A 22072-nucleotide genomic window follows, 5' to 3' on the forward strand; every position below is an offset into this window, starting at 1 on the left:
AGGTGGGGGTTTTGTCTTTAGAGATGAAAAAATATCTGTCCGGCTTTCTTCCTTTGCTTTGATTCAGGACAAAAAAACCACCTTGAAGGTGGTTTTTAATAGGCGGGTATCACTCTCCGCGGTATTCACATCCGCTGGTACAGGTTTCGTGAATGCGCACCGCCGAGAGTTCAGGCAGTAACGGTTTCAGCTCATCCCAGATCCATTTCGCCAGATTTTCGCTGGTCGGGTTTTCCAGGCCTGGGATGTCATTGAGGTAGTTATGGTCCAGACGCTCATAGAGTGGCTTGAAGATGGCCTTGATTTCGGAGAAATCGCGTATCCAGCCAATATGAGGGTCGACCTTGCCGGACAGATGGATGCCTACCCGGAACGAGTGTCCATGCAGGCGCCCGCATTTATGGCCCTCAGGTACATGGGGGAGGAGATGCGCGGACTCGAAAGTAAACTCTTTGAAAATTTCCACTGTGTATGAGCTCTGGATAAATGGCGATGCAGCGGGCGAGTTTAACAGCAATGCTTTCAAACGCCACGCTCTGCCGAGGCTGGCAGCCAAGCGGTGATGGCATCTAGCCAGAGAGATTCAGCTTGAGTTAAGTTGTTACCCTTATCTTGGTCTCCGTAGAAAGTACTTCTTCAAATGGAGCCCATAATGAGAAGACTGACAACTTTGCTGACTGCCTTGATGCTCACTGTGCTGGCCGGATTTGCCATGGCACGTGATATCGGGCCGGATGAAGCCTTGCGACTAAGGGATGCAGGCACCATCCAGTCTTTTGAAAAGCTCAATGAATACGCGCTGGCCAAACACCCCGGCGGGACTATTACGGAGACGGAGCTCGAAAACGAATACGGTAAATACGTTTACCAGATCGAATTGCGTGATACTCAAGGCGTTCAGTGGGACCTGAAAATAAACGCTGTCACAGGACAGATATACAAGAACTATCAGGATAAGTAATGAAGGTCGACATGCGTCTCTGTGCACTCCTTGGCTTGGGGCTGTTCTGCTCTGCCGGGCTGGCCAAGGACTTGAATCAGGATGAGGCACTCAGTTTGCGGCAGCGCGGAGTGATTCTGCCTCTTGAGCAATTTATCGAGCAAGCGTTGAGCCACCATCCTGGCGCCAAGCTGCTCGAGGCCGAACTGGAAGAAAAGAATAACCTGTACGTTTATGAGTTCGAAGTGTTGACTACGCAAGGTGTGGTCCGCGAGCTCAAGTTCGATGCGCGTGACGGGCGACTTCTGCAAGACGAGGAAGATGATTGATGCGGCTACTACTGGTTGAGGATCATGTGCCTCTGGCAGATGAACTGATTTCTGCCCTTGGGCGACAAGGTTATGCCGTGGATTGGTTGGCCGATGGCCGCGATGCCGTATATCAAGGCGTTAGCGAGCCTTATGACCTGATTGTCCTCGACCTGGGGTTGCCCGGTGTTCCCGGGCTTGAGGTGCTGCAGCAGTGGCGCAGCAAAGGCCTGGCCGTGCCTGTACTCATTCTTACCGCACGGGGTTCATGGTCCGAGCGTATCGAGGGCCTTAAGGCCGGCGCCGACGACTACCTGACCAAGCCGTTCCATCCTGAAGAGCTGCAATTGCGCATTCAGGCCTTGCTGCGCCGCTCACATGGACTGGCCAATCAGCCGACCCTGGAGTCTGCGGGGCTCAACCTGGATGAAAGCCGGCAATGCGTGGTGCGTGACGGGGTGGATATCCAGCTGACGTCTGCCGAATTCCGCCTGCTCCGCTATTTCATGCACCACCCTGAACAGATCCTTTCCAAGAGCCATCTTGCCGAGCATTTGTACGATGGTGAAAACGAACGCGACTCCAATGTGATAGAAGTCCATGTCAATCACCTGAGACGCAAACTTGGGCGTTCGGTGGTCACGACACGTCGCGGCCAGGGCTATCTGTTCGGTGGTAATAACGCTTGAAGTCCATACAGAGGCGCCTGAGTCTCGGTCTTGTCGCAGTTCTGGTCGTAGTGGGTCTGGTAATGGCCCAGACCAGCCTGTACCTGTTCGAGCTGGGGTTGCAGCGCTATCTGGAAGCCGGGCTGCGCAAGGAAAGCGAAAGCCTGCTGGTTGCCCTGGTTCGTGGTCCGGTCGGGATTCAACTGGATGAGCAGCGTTTGTCTGCTGCCTACCAGCGCCCGCTCTCGGGCCATTACTTTCGTCTGGACTTCCCCCAGGGTTATTGGCGATCCCGCTCGTTATGGGATTTTGAATTGCCCAAGCCCGCTGGAACAGGTCTGCATGCGGATCTGGAATTAGGGCACACCGGGCAATCGCTTCTGGTGTGGAGTGCGGACTACCGCAAGTTCGGGCAGCAGATCACGGTGACGGTTGCTCAGGACTACACACCCGTCAGAGCAAGCTTCAAGCGCATGCAGCAGATAGGCCTGGGATTCGGCCTTGCTGCACTCATTCTGGTGCTGATCCTGCAGCGTGTCACCGTCCGCCGGGCCTTGCGCCCTCTGGAGACCGTTCGCGAGCAGATATCCCAATTGCAGCAAGGCCAGCGCTCGCAACTGGACAATCAGGTACCGCTGGAACTTGAGCCGCTGGTAGCGCAAATCAACCATTTGCTCGCGCATACCGAAGACAGCCTGAAGCGCTCACGCAATGCGCTGGGCAACCTTGGCCATGCACTCAAGACCCCGCTGGCCGTTTTACTCAGCCTGGCCTCCAGCGAGCAACTGGACGCCAACCCTGCGCTGCGCAAGACGCTGCATGAGCAACTGGAGAATATCCGTCTGCGCCTGGAGCGCGAGCTGAACCGTGCTCGTCTGTCCGGTGATGCATTGCCGGGAGCGCGTTTCGATTGTGATGCAGAACTGACCAGCCTGTTCTCGACGCTGCGCATGATCCATGGCGAGCATCTCGACCTGATCAATGATGTACCCAGCGGCCTGCACCTGCCATGGGATCGCGAAGACATTCTCGAACTGTTGGGCAACTTGCTGGATAACGCCTGCAAGTGGGCAGACAGTGAAGTGCGGCTGAATATTACTCCGCAAGGGCAGGGCTTCTGTCTGCTGATCGACGATGACGGGCCTGGTATTCCTGAATCGCAGCGTGAAGGCGTGTTCAGTCGTGGTACCCGCCTCGATGAGCAGATCACCGGCCATGGCCTTGGGCTGGGGATCGTGCGTGACATCATCGATGCATGGGGCGGCGATCTGCAATTGCTCACCAGCCCTATGGGCGGGCTGCGGGTGCGTATCGACCTTCCTGAGCGCACTCTGCCTTAACCTTGCCTCAAACCAGATATCTCCTACAAAAAATGCTGAGGATCTTAACTCCTCGGCATTTTTGCCGATAACGACTGAAAGTGCTCCCTCTATAAAAATAACCGATAGGCGAACTCTATGCGTCTGAGTCTGAAAGCCAAGGTACTGTCATTGGCCGTCTTGCCAGTGTTGTTGTTCGCGTTGGTCATCAGCGCAACTACGGTATTCATCCTGCATCAACAAGCCGAGAAAGAGGTCAATGAGACACGGGAGCGTTTACTGGCAGAGGCCAGGACAACGTTGAAAAACTATGTGGACATTGCCATCAGCGCCATCAAGCCCGTCTACGATTCCGCTGCGCCGGGCGATGAGGCCGCCAAGGCCAATGCCATCAAGCTGCTTGCCTCTGTCAGCTACGGCAAGGACGGCTATCTGTTTGGTTATGACTCCGAAATCATACGGATTTTCAGAAGCACCAGTGCCGATGGCCTGGGCAAAAGCTTCAAGGACGCCCGTGATCCCAACGGTGTCTATCTCAACAGAGAGCTGGTAGCCGTCGCCAAGGCGGGTACCCACTACACCTATTACTCCTCGGCATTGCCGGGCAAAACCGAACCGGTCCCCAAGGTGGGCTATACCGAATACCTGTCCAAGTGGGATCTGGTAGTCGGCAGCGCCGTCAACCTCGACGGTATCGAGGCTCAGGTCGCAGTGGTCAAGCAGAACGTCGATGCGCGTCTGCAAGACATGCTGTACAGCATTGTCGGCATCACCGTGCTGGTACTGGTGATCATTAGCGCAATCGGCATTGTCATGACCGGGACCCTGTTGCGTCCGCTGCGTTTGATGAAGAACAACCTGGACGATATCGTTGCCGGTGAAGGTGACCTGACGCGCCGCCTGGCGATTACCAGCCAGGATGAACTCGGAGAACTGGCAGGCTCGTTCAACCGTTTTGTCGACAAGATTCATGGCATCGTTCGCCAGATCACCGAGATGACCACCCAACTGACCGGGCTGGTAGGCCAGGTATCCGATCAGGCGCAACGCTCGGAACAAGCGATGGATCGTCAGCGGCATGAAACCGATCAGGTGGCGACCGCCATCAACGAAATGTCTGCCGCTGCCCAGGAAGTCGCGAAGAGCGCTCAGGGTGCCTCTGTTGCCGCTCAACAGACCGATGAGCAAGGCAAGGCTGCCAAGCGTGTGGTCGATGGCAGTATCAAGCAGATTCACGCCCTGGTAGACGACATCCGCAAAAGCGGCTCGTCGCTGGACAGCCTGCAGAAGGATGTTTCATCGATTGTCAGCGTGTTGGGCGTCATTCGCTCCATTGCCGAACAGACCAACCTGCTGGCGCTCAATGCGGCCATCGAGGCTGCGAGGGCAGGGGAGGCCGGTCGAGGCTTTGCAGTGGTTGCCGATGAAGTCCGGGCACTGGCCAGCAGGACCCAGCAAAGCACCCAGGAAATCCAGGGCATGATCGACCGCCTGCAGAAGGGCACCGAGGAAGCTGTTGGCGCCATGCGGCGTTCCAGTGAGGCCGGTGACGGCACCTCGACCCAGGCCAATGAAGCGGGACTGTCACTGGTGACCATTGGTGAGCTGATCGCAACCATCAACTCGATGAACGCACAGATCGCCAGTGCTGCCGAAGAGCAGACCGCCGTAGCCGAGGAAATCAACCGCAGCGTTCACCAGATCGCGACCGCCGTGGAAAGCGTTGCTGATGAAACCCGGCAGGGTGCACAGACCTCTCGCAGCCTGTTTGATCTGGGCAAGCGTCTTGGTGGTCTGGTGTCTCAGTTCCGCGTCTGATCTCTTTATGGCAGGGGTGAGAGGCCTTGCCGGAAAGTAAACAAGCCAAAAAAAACCCTGCCGAAGCAGGGTTTTTTTATGCCAGCCAGCCTGTGATTTACAGGACTGCGTTGAGCACCAGATCCAGCAACGGCTGTGGATACACACCCAGCACGAAGGTCAGGATTGCGACCGCCAGCAGCATGACGCCACCGGTACGCTGTGCCCAGTTGAACGCCGCATCGTGACGAGGCAGCTTGTTGTCGACCAGATACATGGTGACCATCACCCGCAGGTAGTAGAACACGCCAATGGCACTACCGATGATCAGCGCGCCAACCAGCCACCACAGTTGCGATTCAACGCCGGTAGCGATGATGTAGAACTTGCCGATGAAGCCTGCGGTCAGCGGGATACCTGCCAGCGACAGCATCATCAGGGTCATGACCGCAGTCAGGTACGGACGACGCCAGAACAGGCCACGGTATTCAAACATCGCATCGGCATCGCGGCCGCTGTACGGCGAGGACATCATGGTGATTACACCAAAGCTGCCCAGAGACGTCAGCACATAGGTCGCCAGATAGACACCGATGGCTTCAACCGCCATGCCTTTGCTGGCAACCAGCGCGATCATCAGGTAACCGAAGTGGGCAATCGAGGAATAACCCAGCAGACGCTTGAGGTTGTTCTGGGTCAGCGCCAACAGGTTACCGACCAGGATCGACGCCACGGCGATTACCGCGAGTACGTCATGCAGTACACCGCTGCTGGCGGCCGGGGAGATCTGGAACAGACGCACCAGCACTGCGAACACTGCAACCTTGCTGGCGGTAGCCAGGAAAGCGGCAACCGGGGCAGGGGCACCCTCGTAGACGTCCGGCGTCCACAGGTGGAACGGCACCAGCGACAGTTTGAATGCCAGGCCTACGACCATCATGCCCAGACCCATGCTGGCCAGCGCGCTAGGCATGCCGGTAGCAGCAATCGCCTTGCCGATACCGTCGAAGCTCAGGGTGCCTGCATCGGCGTACAAGAGCGCCATACCGAACAGCAGGAACGCTGAGCCAGCGGCCGAAAGCACCATGTACTTGATGCCGCCTTCCAGCGAGCGCTTGTTGAAGAAGGCATACGCAACCAGGCCATAGACCGGAACCGACAGCAGTTCCAGGCCAATGAACAGGCCTGCCAGATGCTTGGCGCTGACCAGCACCAGGCCACCGGCAGCGGCCAGCAGAATCAGCAGGTAAAGCTCTTCACGGTTGCCCGGATAACCCTTGTTGTCGTCGCCCAGGTAAGCATGCGCCATCGTCACGCACGCGAGTGTCGAGGCGAGGATGATTGCCATGTACAGGCAGGCGAAGCTATCGATCTGCAGCAATGGCGTTACCGCCAGTGGCGCGACTTTCAATGCCGGGTAGATCGACAGCAATGCCAGGTTGAGCCCTGCTACCGAGAGCAGGAATGTTTGCGAGTGATTGCGGCGCCATGCGATGGCCAGCATCACCACCACGACGGTGATGCTGGTAATCAGCAGTGGGGCAAGCGCAATAAAGTGTTGAATCGTCAGGTCCATAGCGCTCTTACCGGGCCGAAGCGAGTTGAGTGAAGGCAGTGCCTAACCATTGCTGCACGCTGTGCATGGTCGCTGCCGAGGTATCGAGGAACGGCTGCGGGTAAACCCCGAGCACGATTAGCAATACGGCAAGACCCAGCACCATGATCAATTCCCGTCCGTCCATACCCTTGAGGGCCTCGTTGGACTGGGCAGGGCCAAAGTAGGCGCGGTGGATCATGATCAGCGAGTAGACCGAACCGAACACCAGACCGGAAGTGGCAATGGCCGTGATCCATGGCGAGCTTACGAAGGAGCCCAGCAGGATCAGGAATTCGCCGACAAAGTTACCGGTCCCCGGCAGACCCAGAGAGGCGGCAGCGAAGAACAGGCTGATGGCCGGCAGGTATGGAATGCGTGACCACAGACCACCCATTTGACGCATGTCACGGGTATGCAGGCGCTCGTACAACTGGCCGCTGAGGATAAACAGCGCAGCTGCCGACAGACCGTGGGCAATCATCTGGATCACCACGCCTTGCAGGGCTTGCTGGCTACCGGAGTAGATCCCGATCAGGACGAAACCCATGTGCGAAACGCTGGAGAACGCGATCAGGCGCTTGATATCGGACTGTGCGAAGGCCAGGAATGCGCCATAGAAAATGCCGACCAGGCCGAGGGTCATTGCAATCGGCGCGAACTCCGCCGAAGCATTGGGGAACAGCGGCAGGGCGAAACGCAGCAGGCCGTAGGCAGCGGTTTTCAGCAGGATACCGGCCAGGTCGACGGAACCTGCAGTCGGAGCCTGAGCGTGAGCATCGGGCAACCAGGAGTGCAATGGCACGACCGGCAGTTTCACCGCGAACGCGATGAAGAAGCCCAGCATCAGAATGTACTCGGTGCCCGGTGCCAGTTTGGTCTTCAGCAGGTCGGCGTAAGCGAAGGTAAGTACGCCGGTCTGGTTGAAGTGCACCAGCACCAGACCAAGGATCGCCACCAGCATGATCAGGCCGCTGGCCTGGGTGAAGATGAAGAACTTGGTCGCTGCGTAGATTCGTGTCTTCTTGCCGTCCGACGAGCTATGACCCCAGAGCGCGATGAGGAAATACATCGGCACCAGCATCATTTCCCAGAAGAAGAAGAACATGAACAGGTCGATGGCCAGGAACACGCCAACCACACCGCCGAGAATCCACATCAGGTTGAGGTGGAAGAAGCCGACCTTGCGCTGGATTTCCTTCCAGGAGCAGAGCACGGACAACACACCGAGCAGACCGGTCAGCAGGATCATCAGCAGCGACAGGCCGTCGAGCGCCAGGTGCACGCTGATGCCGAAACGCGAGATCCACTGTTGGTGGAATTCCAGGGTCCAGGTCGGCGCAGCGCCGGGTGCCGGTGACAGGGTGTAGTCGCCGACGCCCCACAGCCACAGGCCGATACCGAGCAGCAGGGACATGGTCAGCAGCGCGATCCAGCGTGGCAGTGTGGCGCTGACGCGCTCACACAACCAGCACAGCAGGCCGCCGATAAAGGGGATCAGGATTAGCCAAGGCAGAATCATGACGGGCTCAATTCCTTTCGCAAATTCGCAAGGTTCATGTCAGACCGCAACCAGAACGACGGCACCGAGTACCAGAACGGCACCCACGGCTATCGAGGCAGCATACCAACGCAACTGGCCGGTCTCGGTGCGGCTCATGGTGACATGACCCCCCTTGACCAGACGCGGGATCAAACCAATGGTGCGGTCGAACGGATCGCTACGCAGCACATGGCTGATCGCCAGATAAGGTTTGACGAACAGCTTGTCGTAGATCCAGTCGAAGCCCCATGCAGCGAACCACCAGGCCGAGAGGAGACGTCCAGGACCACTGTTGGCGATCGCGGTGACCAGGCGACGCTTGCCCAGGAACAGCAAGGCCGCGAGCAGGATACCTGCCAGGGCGATGGCGCCCGAGGCGATTTCCAGGCTGTGCTTGGCTTCGCCACCGGCATGGCCGACGCTTTGTGGCAACACACCGGCCAGTGGCGGGGTGATCATGGCGCCGACAAAGGTCGACAGTACGATCAGCACCGACAGCGGCAGCCAGTGAGCGATGCCATGACCGGCATGTGCTTCAGTCTTGGCTTCACCGTGGAACGCGATGAATATCAGGCGGAAGGTGTAGATCGAGGTCATGAACGCGCCGACCAGACCTGCATACAGCAGACCGTTGTTGCCGCTGGCGAAGGCTTCCCAGAGGATTTCGTCCTTGGAGTAGAAACCGGCGGTCAGCAGCGGCAGGGCAGCGAGTGCGGCACCACCGACGATGAAGCTGGCGTAGGCCAGCGGCAGTTTCTTCCACAGGCCGCCCATCTTGAAGATGTTCTGCTCGTGGTGGCACGCAACGATCACCGCACCGGAAGCAAGGAACAGCAGCGCCTTGAAGAAGGCGTGGGTCATCAGGTGGAAGATCGCGCCTTCCCAGGCACCCACACCCAGGGCCAGGAACATGTAGCCGATCTGGCTCATGGTCGAGTAGGCGAGGATACGTTTGATGTCGGTTTGTACCAGTGCTGCGAAACCGGCCAGAACCAGGGTCACGCCGCCGACCACACCGACCAGATGCAGGATGTCCGGAGCCAGGGCGAACAGACCGTGGGTACGGGCGATCAGGTAGACACCGGCGGTAACCATGGTTGCGGCGTGAATCAGTGCCGAAACCGGAGTAGGGCCGGCCATCGCGTCCGCCAGCCAGGTTTGCAGCGGCAGTTGCGCGGATTTACCGACAGCACCACCGAGCAGCATCAGGGTCGCCAGGACGATCCAGAAGTCACCGGTCTTGAAGTGCTCAGGCGCACGTACCAGCAGTTCCTGGACATTCAATGTGCCCAGTTGCTGGAACAGGATGAACAGGCCGATGGCCATGAACACGTCGCCGATGCGGGTCACGATGAATGCCTTGAGTGCGGCGTTACCGTTGTTGCGGTTGCTGTAGTAGAAACCGATCAACAGGTAGCTGCACAGGCCCACGCCTTCCCAACCGAAGTAGATGAACAGCAGGTTGTCGCCCAGGATTAGGAACAACATGCTGGCAATGAACAGGTTGGTGTAGGAGAAGAAGCGCGAGTAGCCCTCTTCACCACGCATGTACCAGGAAGCGAACAGGTGGATCAGGAAGCCTACGCCAACCACCACACCCAGCATCGTTACGGACAGGCCGTCCAGATACAGGGCGAAGTTCGGGCTGAAGCCATCCACGTCCATCCATTGCCACAACACCTGGGTGTAGTGACCGCCTTCAGGCGGCGCGACATTGAATTGCCAGATGACCCAGGCGGTGACCAGGGCTGACAGTCCAACGGAGCCGACACCGATCAGGGCCGCGAGATTTTCCGAGATGCGTCCACGGGAGAACGACAGCAGCAGAAAACCGATCAGGGGAAATACGAAAGTCAGAAAGAGTAGGTTCATCCGCGCATCTCGCTGGCAGCGTCGATATCGAGCGTGTGGAAGCGGCGATACAGTTGCATCAGGATCGCCAGGCCAATACTGGCCTCGGCAGCAGCAAGGCTGATCACCAGAATGAACATGACCTGTCCATCCGGTTGTCCCCAGCGGCTACCGGCAACGATGAATGCCAGGGCAGAGGCGTTCATCATGATTTCCAGGCTCATCAACACGAAAAGAATGTTGCGACGCACAATCAGGCCCACAAGGCCGAGGCAGAACAGCACGCCGGCGACCGCCAGACCGTGTTCCAGAGGAATAGCATTCATTGGCTTGGCTCCTTCGCCTCGGTGCGGCCCAGGTGGAATGCCGTGATGGCTGCAGCCAGCAGCAGCATCGAGGCCAGTTCCACGACCAGCAGATAAGGCCCGAACAGGCTGATACCGACTGCCTTGGCGTCGACTGTGGTGTGACCGACGCCAGCGCCGGTCGGGTTGGCGAACAGCACATACAGCAGTTCAGCCAGCAGCAGTACGCCAAGAATGGTCGGACCGATCCAGATGCCGGGCTTGAGCCAGACACGTTCCTGCTGAACCGAGGCCGGGCCCAGGTTCAGCATCATGACCACAAACACGAACAGGACCATGATCGCGCCGGCATAGGCGATGACTTCCAGGACCCCGGCGAACGGTGCGCCAAGGCTGAAAAAGGTCATCGCCACTGCGATCAGCGAAATGATCAGGTAGAGCAGGGCGTGCACCGGGTTCGTATTCGTGATCACCCGCAGGGTGGACACGACAGCGATGCCGGATGCGAAATAGAAAGCGAATTCCATCTTTACTTCCTTAAGGCAGCAAGCTCTTGACGTTGATCGGTTCGGCTTCGTTCTGTGCAGAGCCCTTGGGCTTGCCAGCGATAGCCATACCGGCGACGCGATAGAAGTTATAGTCGGGGTTCTTGCCGGGGCCGGAGATCAGCAGATCTTCTTTCTCGTAAACCAGATCCTGACGTTTGAACTCGGCCATCTCGAAATCCGGTGTCAGCTGGATTGCGGTGGTCGGGCAGGCTTCTTCGCACAGGCCGCAGAAAATGCAACGCGAGAAGTTGATGCGGAAAAAGTCCGGGTACCAACGGCCATCTTCGGTTTCAGCCTTCTGCAGTGAAATGCAACCGACCGGGCAAGCCACGGCGCACAGGTTGCAGGCCACGCAGCGCTCTTCGCCGTCGGGGTCGCGGGTCAGGACGATACGGCCGCGATAGCGCGGTGGCAGGTAGACCGCCTCTTCCGGATATTGCAGGGTGTCGCGTTTGCGGAAGCCATGGCCGAAAACCATTATCAGGCTGCGCAACTGGGTACCAGTACCCTTAACGATGTCGCCAATATATTTGAACATGGGTCAAATCCTCACTGAACCGAGCCTGCCGGCGTGTTCAACAACACGATCGCAGCAGTCACCAGCAAATTGATCAGGGTCAGCGGCAGACAGAATTTCCAGCTGAAGTCCATTACCTGGTCATAGCGTGGGCGCGGGATAGAGGCGCGCAGCAGGATGAACAGCATGATGAAGAATGCGGTCTTCAGGGCAAACCAGACAAACGACAGCTGCGGCAGGATATCGAACGGGCCGTGCCAGCCGCCGAAGAACAGAGTCACCAGCAACGCCGAGATCAGGATGATCCCGATGTATTCACCAACGAAGAACATGCCCCATTTCATGCCGGCATATTCAATGTGGTAGCCGTCGGCCAGTTCCTGTTCCGCTTCCGGCTGGTCGAAGGGGTGACGGTGAGTCACGGCAACGCCAGCGATGAAGAAGGTACAGAAGCCGAAGAACTGCGGAATGATGAACCACAGGTTCTGTGCCTGGTATTCAACGATGTCGCGCATGTTGAACGAACCGACCTGAACCACGACACCCATCAGCGCCAGACCCATGAACACTTCATAGGATACGGTCTGTGCCGAGGCACGCAGGCTGCCGAGCAGGGCGTACTTGTTGTTACTCGACCAGCCGGCGAACAGCACGGCATAGACCGAAAGACCGGCCATGGCAAAGAAGAACAGCAGGCCGATGTTCAGGTCCGCCACGCCCCAGGTCGGGGTGATCGGGATGACGGCAAAGGCAATCAGCAAGGCGCTCATGGCCACGACCGGCGCCAGGGTGAAGATCACCTTGTCGGCAAACGGAGGCGTCCAGTCTTCCTTGAAGAACATTTTCAGCATGTCGGCAGCGATCTGGAACATGCCGAACGGGCCGACGCGGTTCGGACCATAACGGTCCTGCCACCAGCCCAGCAGGCGACGTTCGACAAAGCTCAGCAGCGCGCCGCAGACCACCACGGCCAGCAGCACGACGATGGCTTTCACGACCGCGATGATGGCGTCGATCACATCAGGGGTAAACCAGCTCATTGTGCTGCCTCCTGAAGACCGTCAACCGATTTGCCGAAGACCGCCGCCGGAATGCCAGCCAGACCGACCGGCAATGCGACCATGCCTGCACCCAGCTCTTCATTGATGCGCAACGGCAGACGCAGGGTCTGACCCGCAACGCTCAGGGCCAGCAGGGCACCTTCGTTGACGCCCAGGCGATCGGCTTCGGATTTGGCCAGTGCAACGTAGGCCTCGGGAATGCGGCTCTGGACCGGAGCGGCTTTTGAAGAGTTCTCTTCACTGCCGAACAGGTGATAGAACGGCACCACTTTCCAGGTTCCCTGGGCCGGCGAGAAGGCGCCCGGCACGTTGGAGAACCAGTTGAGGTTGTCGCCCTGGCTTTCGATCAGGCGAATACCCGGATCACCGGCACGCAGGTGACCACCGACTTCGTCCTGGAACTTGTTCCAGGCCTGCGGCGAGTTCCAGCCCGGAGACCAGGCGAACGGCACTTGCTGACGAGGTTCGGCAGAGCCCGAGTAACCTTCCATGGAGAAAGCGAACGCGGTGTCCTGATCCTGTGGAGTACGCGGTTCATGCACGCTGATGTTGGCGCGCATGGCGGTACGGCCACTGTAGCGCAGTGGTTCGCGCGCCAGTTTCATGCCCTTGATGCGGAACGAGGCAGATGGAGCCGCGTTGATGACACCGGCCAGTTGCGTATTGCTTTGTGCGCAGGCAGCGGTGACGTGGTCCAGCTGGGTCCAGTCCACCGGCTTGTTCAGCAGGGTCGAGCGCAGGGCATGCAGCCAGCGCCAGCCTTCGTGAACCAGAATGCTGGCGTCCAGGTAAGTCGGATCGAACACCTGGAAGAAGCGCTGGGCGCGGCCTTCCTGGCTGACCAGCGTACCGTCGCCTTCAGCGAAGCTGGCGGCTGGCAGGACCAGATGCGCACGATCACCGGTAGCGGTCTTCTGATGGTCAGCCACGATGACCACTTTCGCGGCGCTCAGGGCTGCATCGACCTTGGCGGCATCGGTGCGTGTGTACAGGTCGTTTTCCAGCACGACGATGGCGTCGGCCTTGCCATCGATCACTGTTTGCAGGGCTGCATCGACCGATTCGCCACCGAGCATGGCCAGGCCAAGGCTGTTGGCTTCCGGCACGACCAGGCTGATGGAGCCTTCCTTGTCGCGCAGCTTCAGGGCCTTGGCGATGTTCGCAGCAGCTTCGATCAGGGCTTTGGAGCCCAGCGAAGTACCGGCGATGATCAGCGGGCGCTTGGCGGCGAGCAGGGCATCGGCAATACGCTTGGCCAGCTCCAGCGCTTCAGCGTCCAGACCTTCGACGGCCGGTGCGCTGGCGTCCAGAGCGTGAGCCACGGCAAAACCGATACGCGCCAGATCGTCCGGAGCGGCGTGTACACACTCCTCGGCGATGTCGTCGAGTCGGGTTTCAGCCAGGCTGGCGATGAACAGCGGGTTCAGTGCGTTCTGACCGATGTTTTTCACTGCGGCGTTGAGCCATGGCTGTACGCGCATGGCGTCGGCCATCTCTTCGGCCTTGCCCTTGACCGATTGACGCAGGGCCAGGGCCACACGTGCTGCAGTCTGGGTCAGGTCTTCACCGAGGACGAAGATCGCATCGTGATCTTCGATATCGCGCATGTTCGGGATCGGCAGCGGGCTGTCCTTGAGGACCTGCATCACCAGACGGATACGCTCCAGCTCGCCGGCTTCGATACCCGAGTAGAAATGCTCGGCACCGACCAGTTCACGCAGCGCATAGTTGCTTTCCAGGCTGGCGCGTGGCGAGCCGATACCGACGATGTTGCGACCGCGCAGCAGGTCGGCAGCCGTGTCCAGAGCCGCATCGAGGCTCAGCTTGCTGCCATCGGCCAGCAATGGCTGACGCGGACGGTCTTCGCGGTTGACGTAGCCATAGCCGAAACGGCCACGGTCGCACAGGAAGTACTGGTTCACCGAACCGTTGAAACGGTTTTCGATGCGACGCAGTTCACCGTAGCGCTCGCCCGGGCTGATATTGCAGCCGCTGGAGCAGCCATGGCAGATGCTCGGCGAGAACTGCATGTCCCATTTACGGTTGTAACGCTCGGAGTGAGTCTTGTCGGTGAACACACCGGTCGGGCAGACCTCGGTGAGGTTGCCGGAGAACTCGCTTTCCAGCACGCCATCTTCGACGCGACCGAAGTACACGTTGTCGTGAGCGCCAAAAACACCCAGGTCGGTGCCGCCTGCGTAGTCTTTATAGAAACGTACGCAACGGTAGCAGGCGATGCAGCGGTTCATCTCGTGGGAAATGAACGGGCCGAGGTCCTGGTTCTGGTGGGTACGCTTGGTGAAGCGATAACGGCGCTCGTTGTGGCCGGTCATCACGGTCATGTCTTGCAGGTGGCAATGACCGCCTTCCTCGCAGACCGGGCAGTCATGCGGGTGGTTGGTCATCAGCCACTCGACGACACTGGCGCGGAACGCCTTGGATTCGTCATCGTCGATGGAGATCCAGGTGTTGTCGGTGGCCGGGGTCATGCAGGACATGACGATGCGACCACGGGTGTCGTTCTCGTCGTTGTACTGCTTGACCGCGCATTGGCGACAGGCACCAACGCTGCCAAGAGCGGGGTGCCAGCAGAAGTAAGGAATGTCGAGGCCCAGCGACAGACATGCCTGTAACAGGTTGTCTGCCCCGTCGACTTCGAGCGCTTTGCCGTCTACGTGGATAGTGGCCATGGTTCAAAGGTCTTCGTTGGCCCGGTGTCAGCGGGCGTGGCTAATGGAATCTTGTTATTCGTGCGACTCGAAACAGCCTTTGGGGCGTCATCGCACGTTGGGTGAAGGGCAAGGGCCCTTCACCTTGCAAAGTGTCACGCGCCGACGATGATCGGACGTGCCAGAGGCGGGACGGTAGCGCTGGTGGGCGCGATACCGGCCTCGAACTCCGGGCGGAAATACTTGATCGCGCTGCCCAATGGCTCCACGGCTCCCGGTGCGTGTGCACAGAAGGTCTTGCCAGGGCCGAGGAAACCGACCAGACCGAGCAGCGTCTCGATATCACCGGCTTGCCCCTGGCCTTTCTCCAGCGACCGCAGCAGCTTGACGCTCCATGGCAGGCCATCGCGGCAAGGGGTGCAGAAGCCGCAGGATTCGCGGGCGAAGAACTCTTCCATGTTGCGCAGCAGGGACACCATGTTGATGCTGTCATCTACCGCCATGGCCAGACCGGTGCCCATACGGGTGCCGACCTTGGCGATGCCGCCAGCGTACATTTGTGCATCGAGGTGTTCTGGCAACAGGAAGCCGGTCCCGGCGCCACCTGGCTGCCAGCACTTGAGCTTGTAGCCATCGCGCATGCCGCCGGCATAGTCCTCGAACAGCTCGCGAGCGGTAACGCCGAATGGCAGTTCCCACAGGCCAGGGTTCTTCACTTTGCCGGAGAAGCCCATCAGCTTGGTGCCGTGGTCTTCACTGCCTTCGCGGGCGAGGGATTTGTACCAGTCAACGCCGTCGCCGATGATGGCCGGTACGTTGCACAGGGTTTCGACGTTGTTGACGCAGGTCGGCTTGCCCCAGACGCCGACAGCGGCGGGGAAGGGCGGCTTGGAACGCGGGTTGGCGCGACGGCCTTCCAGGGAGTTGATCAGTGCGGTTTCTTCGCCGCAGATGTAACGCCCGGCGCCGGTGTGGACGAACAGCTCGAAATCGAAGCCGCTGCCCAGGATGTTCTTGCCCAGCAGGCCGGCTGCCTTGGCTTCTTCCACCGCACGGTTCAGGTGCTTGGCAGCGGTGGTGTACTCGCCGCGCAGGAAGATGTAGCCACGGTAGGTTTTCAGTGCGCGGGCACTGATCAGCATACCTTCGATCAGCAGATGGGGCAGTTGCTCCATCAGCATCCGGTCTTTCCAGGTGTTGGGTTCCATCTCATCCGCGTTGCACAGCAGGTAGCGGATGTTCATGGATTCGTCTTTGGGCATCAGGCCCCACTTCACACCCGTGGGAAAGCCTGCACCGCCGCGGCCCTTGAGGCCGGCGTCCTTGACGGTCTGGACGATGTCGTCCTGCGACATGTCGGCGAACGCCTTGCGCGCAGCCGCGTAGCCGTTCTTGGTCTGGTATTCGTCGAGCCATACCGGCTCGGCATCGTCACGCAGACGCCAGGTCAGGGGATGGGTTTCTGCACTCCGTGCGATACGGTTGGCAGGGCCGAAGGAAGTCAGGGTCATACGTAGCCCTCCAGCAGTTTGGCAACGCCAGCAGGCTGTACGTCACCGAAAGTGTCGTCGTCGATCATCAGGGCCGGAGCCTTGTCGCAGTTGCCCAGGCAGCAGACCGGCAACAGCGTGAAGCGGCCGTCGGCTGTGGTCTGGCCAAGGCCGATGCCCAGTTTGCTCTGGATTTCGCCGACGACCGATTCATGGCCGCCGATGTAGCAGACCATGCTGTCGCAGACGCGGATGATGTGACGGCCGACCGGCTGACGGAAGATCTGGCTGTAGAACGTTGCCACGCCTTCGACGTCGCTGGCAGGAATGCCCAGGATCTCGCCGATCGCGTAGATGGCGCCATCCGGCACCCAGCCACGTTCCTTCTGGACGATCTTGAGGGCTTCGATGGACGCCGCGCGCGGGTCTTCGTAGTGATGCAGCTCGTGCTCGATGGCCGAGCGTTCGGTTTCGCTCAGGGCGAAACGGTCTGTCTGGATAAGCGTGCTGTTCATGCTTAGCGGTCCACGTCGGCCATAACGAAGTCGATACTACCCAGGTACGCGATCAAGTCCGCGACCATGCTGCCTTTGATCACCGAAGGGATCTGTTGCAGGTGCGGGTAACTTGGAGTGCGGATCCGGGTACGGTAGCTCATGGTGCCGCCGTCGCTCGTCAGGTAATAACTGTTGATGCCCTTGGTCGCTTCGATCATCTGGAAGGATTCGTTGGCCGGCATGACCGGGCCCCACGAAACCTGCAGGAAGTGCGTGATCAGGGTTTCGATGTGCTGCAGCGTGCGCTCTTTGGGCGGCGGCGTGGTCAGCGGGTGATCCGCCTTGTACGGGCCTTCCGGCATGTTGCGCATGCACTGGTCGATGATCCTGATGCTCTGACGCATTTCTTCGACGCGGACCATGCAGCGGTCATAGGCGTCGCCATTGACCGCCAGCGGGACTTCAAACTCGAAGTTTTCGTAGCCTGAGTAAGGGCGGGCCTTGCGCAGGTCGAAATCACAGCCGGTGGAACGCAGGCCGGCACCGGTGACGCCCCATTCCAGGGCTTCCTTGGTGTTATAGGCAGCAACACCGATGGTACGGCCCTTAAGGATGCTGTTTTGCAGCGCGGCCTTGGTGTATTCGTCCAGGCGCTTTGGCAGCCAGTCGACGAATTCCTTGACCAGCTTTTCCCAGCCGCGTGGCAGGTCGTGAGCAACGCCGCCGATGCGATACCAGGCCGGGTGCAGACGGAAGCCGGTGATGGCCTCGATGACCTTGTAGGCCTTTTGACGGTCGGTAAACGTGAAGAATACCGGGGTCATGGCGCCCACGTCCTGGATGTAGGTACCCAGGAACAACAGGTGGCTGGTGATGCGGAAGAACTCGGCCATCATGATGCGGATGGTATCGACCTTCTCCGGCACCTTGATGCCTGCCAGCTTCTCGACCGAGAGCACGTAGGGCAGGTTGTTCATCACCCCGCCCAGGTAGTCGATACGGTCGGTGTACGGAATGAAGCTGTGCCAGGACTGACGCTCGGCCATCTTCTCGGCGCCACGGTGGTGGTAGCCGATGTCCGGAACGCAGTCGACGATCTCTTCGCCGTCCAGTTGCAGGATGATGCGGAATGCACCGTGAGCCGAAGGGTGGTTCGGGCCGAGGTTGAGGAACATGTAGTCCTCGTTCTCGCCGGAACGCTTCATGCCCCAGTCTTCCGGACGGAAGCGGGCGGCTTCCTCTTCCAGTTGCTGTTTGGCCAGGCTCAGGCTGTACGGGTCGAACTCGGTGGCGCGAGCCGGGAAGTCCTTGCGCAGCGGGTGACCTTCCCAGGTCGGCGGCATCATGATGCGGCTCAGGTGCGGGTGGCCCGGGAAGTCGATACCGAACATGTCCCACACTTCGCGCTCGTACCAGTTGGCGTTTGGCCAGATGCTGGTGATGCTGGGCAGGCTCAAGTCGCTTTCGGACAGCGCGACCTTGATCATCACGTCGCTGTTACGTTCTACCGAAAGCAGGTGGTAGAACACGGTGAAGTCAGCGTCGGGCAGGCCGCGACGGTGAGTGCGCAGGCGTTCGTCGACACCGTGCAGGTCGTAAAGCATGGAGTAGGGCTTGGCTACCTGGCGCAGGAACTTCAGCACCTCGACCAGGTGGGCGCGCGCGACCCACAGCACCGGCATGCCGGTACGGGTCGGTTGGGCCGTGAAGGCTTCGGCGCCAAAGCGGTTGTGCAATTCTACGACGACGTCTTGGTCGTCAGCCTTGTAAGGCGGGATGTACAGAGCGGTGTCTGCAGTCATAGGTCTCAATCACTTCGGTCAACGTACAGAATCAACCCGAGTCTTGTCTTTTTTATAAGAAGAACGGGATGGATCAGACTTCGTCGGGGCTGCGCAGGTTGGTGACCTGGATACGCTGTTCGCGGCGCTGTTCCTTTTGCGACGGCATTTCGGCGCGATACACGCCTTGATCACCGACGACCCAGGAAAGAGGACGACGCTCCTGGCCAATGGATTCCTGCAGCAGCATTAAGCCTTGCAGGAAAGCCTCTGGGCGGGGCGGGCAGCCGGGCACGTACACATCGACAGGAAGGAACTTGTCCACGCCCTGTACCACAGAGTAGATGTCGTACATGCCACCGGAGTTGGCGCACGAACCCATGGAGATGACCCATTTGGGCTCAAGCATTTGCTCGTAGAGACGCTGGATGATCGGTGCCATCTTGATGAAGCAAGTCCCGGCAATAACCATGAAATCCGCCTGACGCGGCGATGCCCGGATGACTTCGGCGCCAAAGCGGGCGATGTCGTGGGGCGCCGTGAAGGCGGTGGTCATTTCCACATAGCAGCACGACAGGCCGAAGTTGTATGGCCACAGGGAGTTTTTACGCCCCCAGTTGACCGCACCATTCAGCACGTCTTCCAGCTTGCCCATGTAGATGTTCTTGTGGACTTGATCTTCTAACGGATCGGAAACGGTTTCCCGTTTGCCGATTGGATACTGCTCGTTTGGAGCATCCGGGTCGATCCTGGTGAGATTGTATTGCATCGCCAAAGCCTCATTGTTTTAGCTTCGCTTGCCGGTTACGACGACCTTCAGGAGCCCAATCAAGCGCTCCAACCCGCCATAGGTAGACAAGACCTGCCAACAGAATTGCTATGAAAACGAGAGCTTCGACGAATCCGGTCCAGCCGCTTTCGCGGACGGACACAGACCAGGCAAAGAGAAAAAGGGCTTCAATGTCAAAGATCACGAAGAGCATCGCGACCAGATAGAATTTTGCGGAGAGGCGCAGGCGAGCACTGCCTGTAGGCAGCATGCCGGACTCGAAAGGTTCGTTCTTGCTGCGACCCCAGGCCTTGCTTCCCAGCAGGCTTGAGACACCGAGCATGAAGGCGCAAAGACCGACAACACCCAAAAGGAAAATGGCGAAGCCCCAGTTGTGGGCAATCAAACCTGTCGTTTCGGGCATGCTGGCAGTCCTTAGATAGAGAGCAAAGGTCTCTGTGCTTGATAAAGAGTGAGTCCGTGACGATATGTCGCAGCGGGAGCATCGGATTGATTTTATGTGTAAATACTTGGCAAGTAAATTTTCTACATCAAAATTATTTAATGAATTAATCGCACAAGGCATCTAGTCATGGCTGTGAGGCCTACAGGCCGGGCCTTGCCAAGGTTTTCACTAATTATCGGGGTAAATAGTGAAAAGCAATAAAAGGTAATTTGAATGATAATTGATATCATTTGAAAGGGCGTTTGATAGTGTGTCGAGGCATGCCGTGGTCCGGTTCTGTTTTTATTAACACATTACAGTTGTATCACTGCAAACCGTATCAAGGCTTGTCCCGGATCAATGCGCTCGGCTTGCACATGCAAAACAGGCCACCCTGGGGTGGCCTGTCCGCTCAACTGCTTGCCTGGGTGATCAGTGGAACTGTTCTTCCTCGGTAGAGCCTTTCAGTGCAGTGACCGATGAGGTGCCGCCCTGGATCACGGTGGTCATGTCGTCGAAATAGCCGGTTCCCACTTCCTGCTGGTGAGCCACGAAGGTGTAGCCCTTGGCGGCGTCGGCAAACTCCTGCTCTTGCAGCTTGACGTAGGCAGTCATGTCGTTGCGGGCATAGTCATGGGCCAGGTTGAACATGCTGTGCCACATGTTGTGGATGCCTGCCAGGGTAATGAACTGATGCTTGTAGCCCATCGCCGATAGCTCGCGCTGGAATTTGGCGATGGTCGCGTCGTCCAGGTTCTTCTTCCAGTTGAAGGACGGCGAGCAGTTGTACGACAGCAACTGGTCCGGGTATTCCTTCTTGATGGCTTCGGCGAAGCGCCGGGCTTCGTCCAGGTCCGGCTTGGCGGTTTCACACCAGATCAGGTCCGCATAAGGCGCATAGGCCAGGCCGCGGGAGATGGCTTGATCCAGGCCGGCACGCACTTTGTAGAAACCTTCATGGGTGCGGTCGCCAGTGACGAAAGGCTTGTCGTAAGGGTCGCAGTCGGAAGTCAGCAGGTCGGCGGCGTTGGCGTCGGTACGCGCCAGGATAATCGTCGGCACACCTGCAACGTCGGCAGCCAGGCGCGCTGCGACCAGTTTCTGCACGGCTTCCTGAGTCGGCACTAGTACCTTGCCGCCCATGTGGCCGCATTTTTTGACGGACGCCAGTTGATCCTCGAAATGCACCCCGGCAGCGCCTGCCTCGATCATGCTTTTCATCAGTTCATAAGCGTTGAGCACGCCACCGAAGCCGGCTTCGGCATCGGCCACGATTGGCGCGAAATAATCGATATAGCCTTCATCGCCCGGGTTCTTGCCGGCTTTCCACTGGATCTGGTCGGCACGGCGGAACGAGTTGTTGATACGCTTGACCACGGTGGGAACCGAGTCCACCGGATACAGTGACTGATCGGGATACATGGATTCGGCAGAGTTGTTGTCGGCGGCAACCTGCCAGCCCGAGAGGTAAATCGCCTGTATGCCTGCCTTGACCTGCTGCACTGCCTGGCCGCCCGTCAGGGCACCCATGCAGTTGACGAAGTCCTTGTCCGGGCGGAAAGACGGCCTGGCACCTTGAGTGACCAGATTCCACAGCTTGTCGGCGCCCATTTTTGCGAAGGTGTGTTCAGGTTGAACCGAGCCACGCAGGCGGACGACATCAGCAGCGGAATAGGTACGGGTCACATTTTTCCAGCGCGGATTTTCAGCCCAGTCTTTCTCGAGAGCCGCTATTTGTTGTTCGCGTGTCAGTGCCATGGTGATAAACCTCATTGTCAGGTTTTGGTTGGAAGATCCTGCTCCGCCAAAACGCCCCGTTTATCGAAGGCACGGTAGATGGCTGCTCGCCTGTCAGAGGTCGGCAATCAAGCGGTGGCGACGGGGCGCGAAGTGGTCGGGAGGGAAGTTGGAGGTCGATACGACTCAAGGGGCAATCGGGCTCGTGGATGCCTTTTTGCCTCGCTCGAAAA

Annotated in this window: 20 protein-coding genes and 1 pseudogene; 6 read left to right on the plus strand and 15 right to left on the minus strand. The window is 58.8% G+C overall.

Annotated elements, in window-relative coordinates; genetic code table 11:
- Positions 1-109: 109 nt before the first annotated feature.
- Positions 110-466 carry a 6-carboxytetrahydropterin synthase QueD gene (queD, locus tag ALQ04_RS12445; protein WP_122316063.1) on the minus strand — a complete coding sequence of 119 codons (357 nt, stop codon included), beginning with the start codon at positions 464-466 and terminating at the stop codon, positions 110-112.
- A 186-nt stretch (positions 467-652) separates the two neighbouring features.
- Here queD and ALQ04_RS12450 point away from each other — a divergent pair, with 186 nt between their 5' ends.
- From ALQ04_RS12450 to ALQ04_RS27675, 6 genes and pseudogenes are all read left to right on the plus strand, one after another.
- On the plus strand, positions 653-961 hold the full coding sequence (locus tag ALQ04_RS12450; protein ID WP_122316064.1) for a PepSY domain-containing protein: 309 nt from the start codon (positions 653-655) through the stop codon (positions 959-961).
- Positions 961-1269: a PepSY domain-containing protein gene (locus tag ALQ04_RS12455; RefSeq protein WP_122316065.1), complete on the plus strand. Its 309-nt coding sequence runs from the start codon at positions 961-963 to the stop codon at positions 1267-1269. The genes ALQ04_RS12450 and ALQ04_RS12455 overlap by 1 nt, the downstream gene beginning before the upstream one ends.
- Positions 1269-1937 carry a response regulator transcription factor gene (locus ALQ04_RS12460; protein ID WP_122316066.1) on the plus strand — a complete coding sequence of 223 codons (669 nt, stop codon included), beginning with the start codon at positions 1269-1271 and terminating at the stop codon, positions 1935-1937. The genes ALQ04_RS12455 and ALQ04_RS12460 overlap by 1 nt, the downstream gene beginning before the upstream one ends.
- On the plus strand, positions 1934-3256 hold the full coding sequence (locus ALQ04_RS12465; RefSeq protein ID WP_122316067.1) for a sensor histidine kinase: 1323 nt from the start codon (positions 1934-1936) through the stop codon (positions 3254-3256). Before ALQ04_RS12460 ends, ALQ04_RS12465 begins: the two co-directional genes overlap by 4 nt.
- Positions 3257-3373: 117 nt before the next feature.
- A pseudogene (locus ALQ04_RS27670) lies at positions 3374-4195 on the plus strand (cache domain-containing protein); the annotation flags it as partial.
- A gap of 102 nt (positions 4196-4297) precedes the next feature.
- Positions 4298-5053: a methyl-accepting chemotaxis protein gene (locus tag ALQ04_RS27675; protein WP_409077255.1), complete on the plus strand. Its 756-nt coding sequence runs from the start codon at positions 4298-4300 to the stop codon at positions 5051-5053.
- Between the two features lie 97 nt (positions 5054-5150).
- On the opposite strand, the gene nuoN is transcribed toward ALQ04_RS27675, so the two are convergent.
- From nuoN to aceA, 14 genes are all read right to left on the minus strand, one after another.
- A complete protein-coding gene (nuoN, locus tag ALQ04_RS12475) occupies positions 5151-6608 on the minus strand; it encodes an NADH-quinone oxidoreductase subunit NuoN (RefSeq protein ID WP_122316069.1) in 1458 nt (485 codons plus the stop codon).
- A gap of 7 nt (positions 6609-6615) precedes the next feature.
- Positions 6616-8148 (minus strand): NADH-quinone oxidoreductase subunit M, encoded by a 1533-nt coding sequence (gene nuoM / locus ALQ04_RS12480; protein WP_122316070.1) that lies wholly within the window; start codon positions 8146-8148, stop codon positions 6616-6618.
- A gap of 39 nt (positions 8149-8187) precedes the next feature.
- Complete coding sequence (gene nuoL, locus ALQ04_RS12485) at positions 8188-10041, minus strand: NADH-quinone oxidoreductase subunit L (RefSeq protein WP_122316071.1); 1854 nt, start codon at positions 10039-10041, stop codon at positions 8188-8190.
- Entirely contained in the window at positions 10038-10346 is a 309-nt protein-coding gene (gene nuoK / locus ALQ04_RS12490; protein WP_122316072.1) for an NADH-quinone oxidoreductase subunit NuoK, read from the minus strand. Before nuoK ends, nuoL begins: the two co-directional genes overlap by 4 nt.
- On the minus strand, positions 10343-10852 hold the full coding sequence (gene nuoJ, locus ALQ04_RS12495) for an NADH-quinone oxidoreductase subunit J (RefSeq protein ID WP_122316073.1): 510 nt from the start codon (positions 10850-10852) through the stop codon (positions 10343-10345). The genes nuoK and nuoJ overlap by 4 nt, the downstream gene beginning before the upstream one ends.
- 10 nt (positions 10853-10862) lie before the next feature.
- Positions 10863-11411, minus strand: coding sequence for an NADH-quinone oxidoreductase subunit NuoI (gene nuoI / locus ALQ04_RS12500; RefSeq protein ID WP_042559871.1), 549 nt, complete (start codon positions 11409-11411; stop codon positions 10863-10865).
- A gap of 11 nt (positions 11412-11422) precedes the next feature.
- Positions 11423-12430: an NADH-quinone oxidoreductase subunit NuoH gene (gene nuoH / locus ALQ04_RS12505; protein ID WP_122316074.1), complete on the minus strand. Its 1008-nt coding sequence runs from the start codon at positions 12428-12430 to the stop codon at positions 11423-11425.
- Positions 12427-15141: an NADH-quinone oxidoreductase subunit NuoG gene (gene nuoG, locus ALQ04_RS12510; protein WP_122316075.1), complete on the minus strand. Its 2715-nt coding sequence runs from the start codon at positions 15139-15141 to the stop codon at positions 12427-12429. The genes nuoH and nuoG overlap by 4 nt, the downstream gene beginning before the upstream one ends.
- Before the next feature lie 134 nt (positions 15142-15275).
- Positions 15276-16631 carry an NADH-quinone oxidoreductase subunit NuoF gene (nuoF, locus tag ALQ04_RS12515; RefSeq protein WP_122316076.1) on the minus strand — a complete coding sequence of 452 codons (1356 nt, stop codon included), beginning with the start codon at positions 16629-16631 and terminating at the stop codon, positions 15276-15278.
- Positions 16628-17125, minus strand: coding sequence for an NADH-quinone oxidoreductase subunit NuoE (nuoE, locus tag ALQ04_RS12520; protein WP_122316077.1), 498 nt, complete (start codon positions 17123-17125; stop codon positions 16628-16630). Before nuoE ends, nuoF begins: the two co-directional genes overlap by 4 nt.
- A gap of 2 nt (positions 17126-17127) precedes the next feature.
- The gene (nuoC, locus tag ALQ04_RS12525) at positions 17128-18909 is read right to left on the minus strand and encodes an NADH-quinone oxidoreductase subunit C/D (RefSeq protein WP_122316078.1); all 1782 of its coding nucleotides are present in this window, start codon (positions 18907-18909) and stop codon (positions 17128-17130) included.
- Between the two features lie 73 nt (positions 18910-18982).
- On the minus strand, positions 18983-19657 hold the full coding sequence (locus ALQ04_RS12530) for an NADH-quinone oxidoreductase subunit B family protein (RefSeq protein WP_025259479.1): 675 nt from the start codon (positions 19655-19657) through the stop codon (positions 18983-18985).
- A 10-nt stretch (positions 19658-19667) separates the two neighbouring features.
- The gene (locus ALQ04_RS12535) at positions 19668-20081 is read right to left on the minus strand and encodes an NADH-quinone oxidoreductase subunit A (protein ID WP_122316079.1); all 414 of its coding nucleotides are present in this window, start codon (positions 20079-20081) and stop codon (positions 19668-19670) included.
- A gap of 453 nt (positions 20082-20534) precedes the next feature.
- Positions 20535-21860 carry an isocitrate lyase gene (gene aceA, locus ALQ04_RS12540; RefSeq protein ID WP_122316080.1) on the minus strand — a complete coding sequence of 442 codons (1326 nt, stop codon included), beginning with the start codon at positions 21858-21860 and terminating at the stop codon, positions 20535-20537.
- Positions 21861-22072 lie beyond the last annotated feature (212 nt).

Source organism: Pseudomonas cichorii (genome assembly GCF_003700275.1).
GTDB lineage: Bacteria > Pseudomonadota > Gammaproteobacteria > Pseudomonadales > Pseudomonadaceae > Aquipseudomonas > Aquipseudomonas cichorii_B.

Coding starts and splice junctions, on each gene's coding strand:
- ALQ04_RS12530 (WP_025259479.1), bottom strand. CDS start 19,657: ATGCAATACAATCTCACCAGGATCGACCCGGATGCTCCAAACGAGCAG.
- nuoM (WP_122316070.1), bottom strand. CDS start 8,148: ATGATTCTGCCTTGGCTAATCCTGATCCCCTTTATCGGCGGCCTGCTG.
- nuoI (WP_042559871.1), bottom strand. CDS start 11,411: ATGTTCAAATATATTGGCGACATCGTTAAGGGTACTGGTACCCAGTTG.
- ALQ04_RS27675 (WP_409077255.1), top strand. CDS start 4,298: ATGGATCGTCAGCGGCATGAAACCGATCAGGTGGCGACCGCCATCAAC.
- nuoC (WP_122316078.1), bottom strand. CDS start 18,909: ATGACTGCAGACACCGCTCTGTACATCCCGCCTTACAAGGCTGACGAC.
- nuoL (WP_122316071.1), bottom strand. CDS start 10,041: ATGAACCTACTCTTTCTGACTTTCGTATTTCCCCTGATCGGTTTTCTG.
- nuoN (WP_122316069.1), bottom strand. CDS start 6,608: ATGGACCTGACGATTCAACACTTTATTGCGCTTGCCCCACTGCTGATT.
- nuoG (WP_122316075.1), bottom strand. CDS start 15,141: ATGGCCACTATCCACGTAGACGGCAAAGCGCTCGAAGTCGACGGGGCA.
- nuoK (WP_122316072.1), bottom strand. CDS start 10,346: ATGAATGCTATTCCTCTGGAACACGGTCTGGCGGTCGCCGGCGTGCTG.
- aceA (WP_122316080.1), bottom strand. CDS start 21,860: ATGGCACTGACACGCGAACAACAAATAGCGGCTCTCGAGAAAGACTGG.
- nuoF (WP_122316076.1), bottom strand. CDS start 16,631: ATGACCCTGACTTCCTTCGGCCCTGCCAACCGTATCGCACGGAGTGCA.
- ALQ04_RS12450 (WP_122316064.1), top strand. CDS start 653: ATGAGAAGACTGACAACTTTGCTGACTGCCTTGATGCTCACTGTGCTG.
- ALQ04_RS12460 (WP_122316066.1), top strand. CDS start 1,269: ATGCGGCTACTACTGGTTGAGGATCATGTGCCTCTGGCAGATGAACTG.
- nuoJ (WP_122316073.1), bottom strand. CDS start 10,852: ATGGAATTCGCTTTCTATTTCGCATCCGGCATCGCTGTCGTGTCCACC.
- ALQ04_RS12535 (WP_122316079.1), bottom strand. CDS start 20,081: ATGCCCGAAACGACAGGTTTGATTGCCCACAACTGGGGCTTCGCCATT.
- nuoH (WP_122316074.1), bottom strand. CDS start 12,430: ATGAGCTGGTTTACCCCTGATGTGATCGACGCCATCATCGCGGTCGTG.
- nuoE (WP_122316077.1), bottom strand. CDS start 17,125: ATGAACAGCACGCTTATCCAGACAGACCGTTTCGCCCTGAGCGAAACC.
- ALQ04_RS12455 (WP_122316065.1), top strand. CDS start 961: ATGAAGGTCGACATGCGTCTCTGTGCACTCCTTGGCTTGGGGCTGTTC.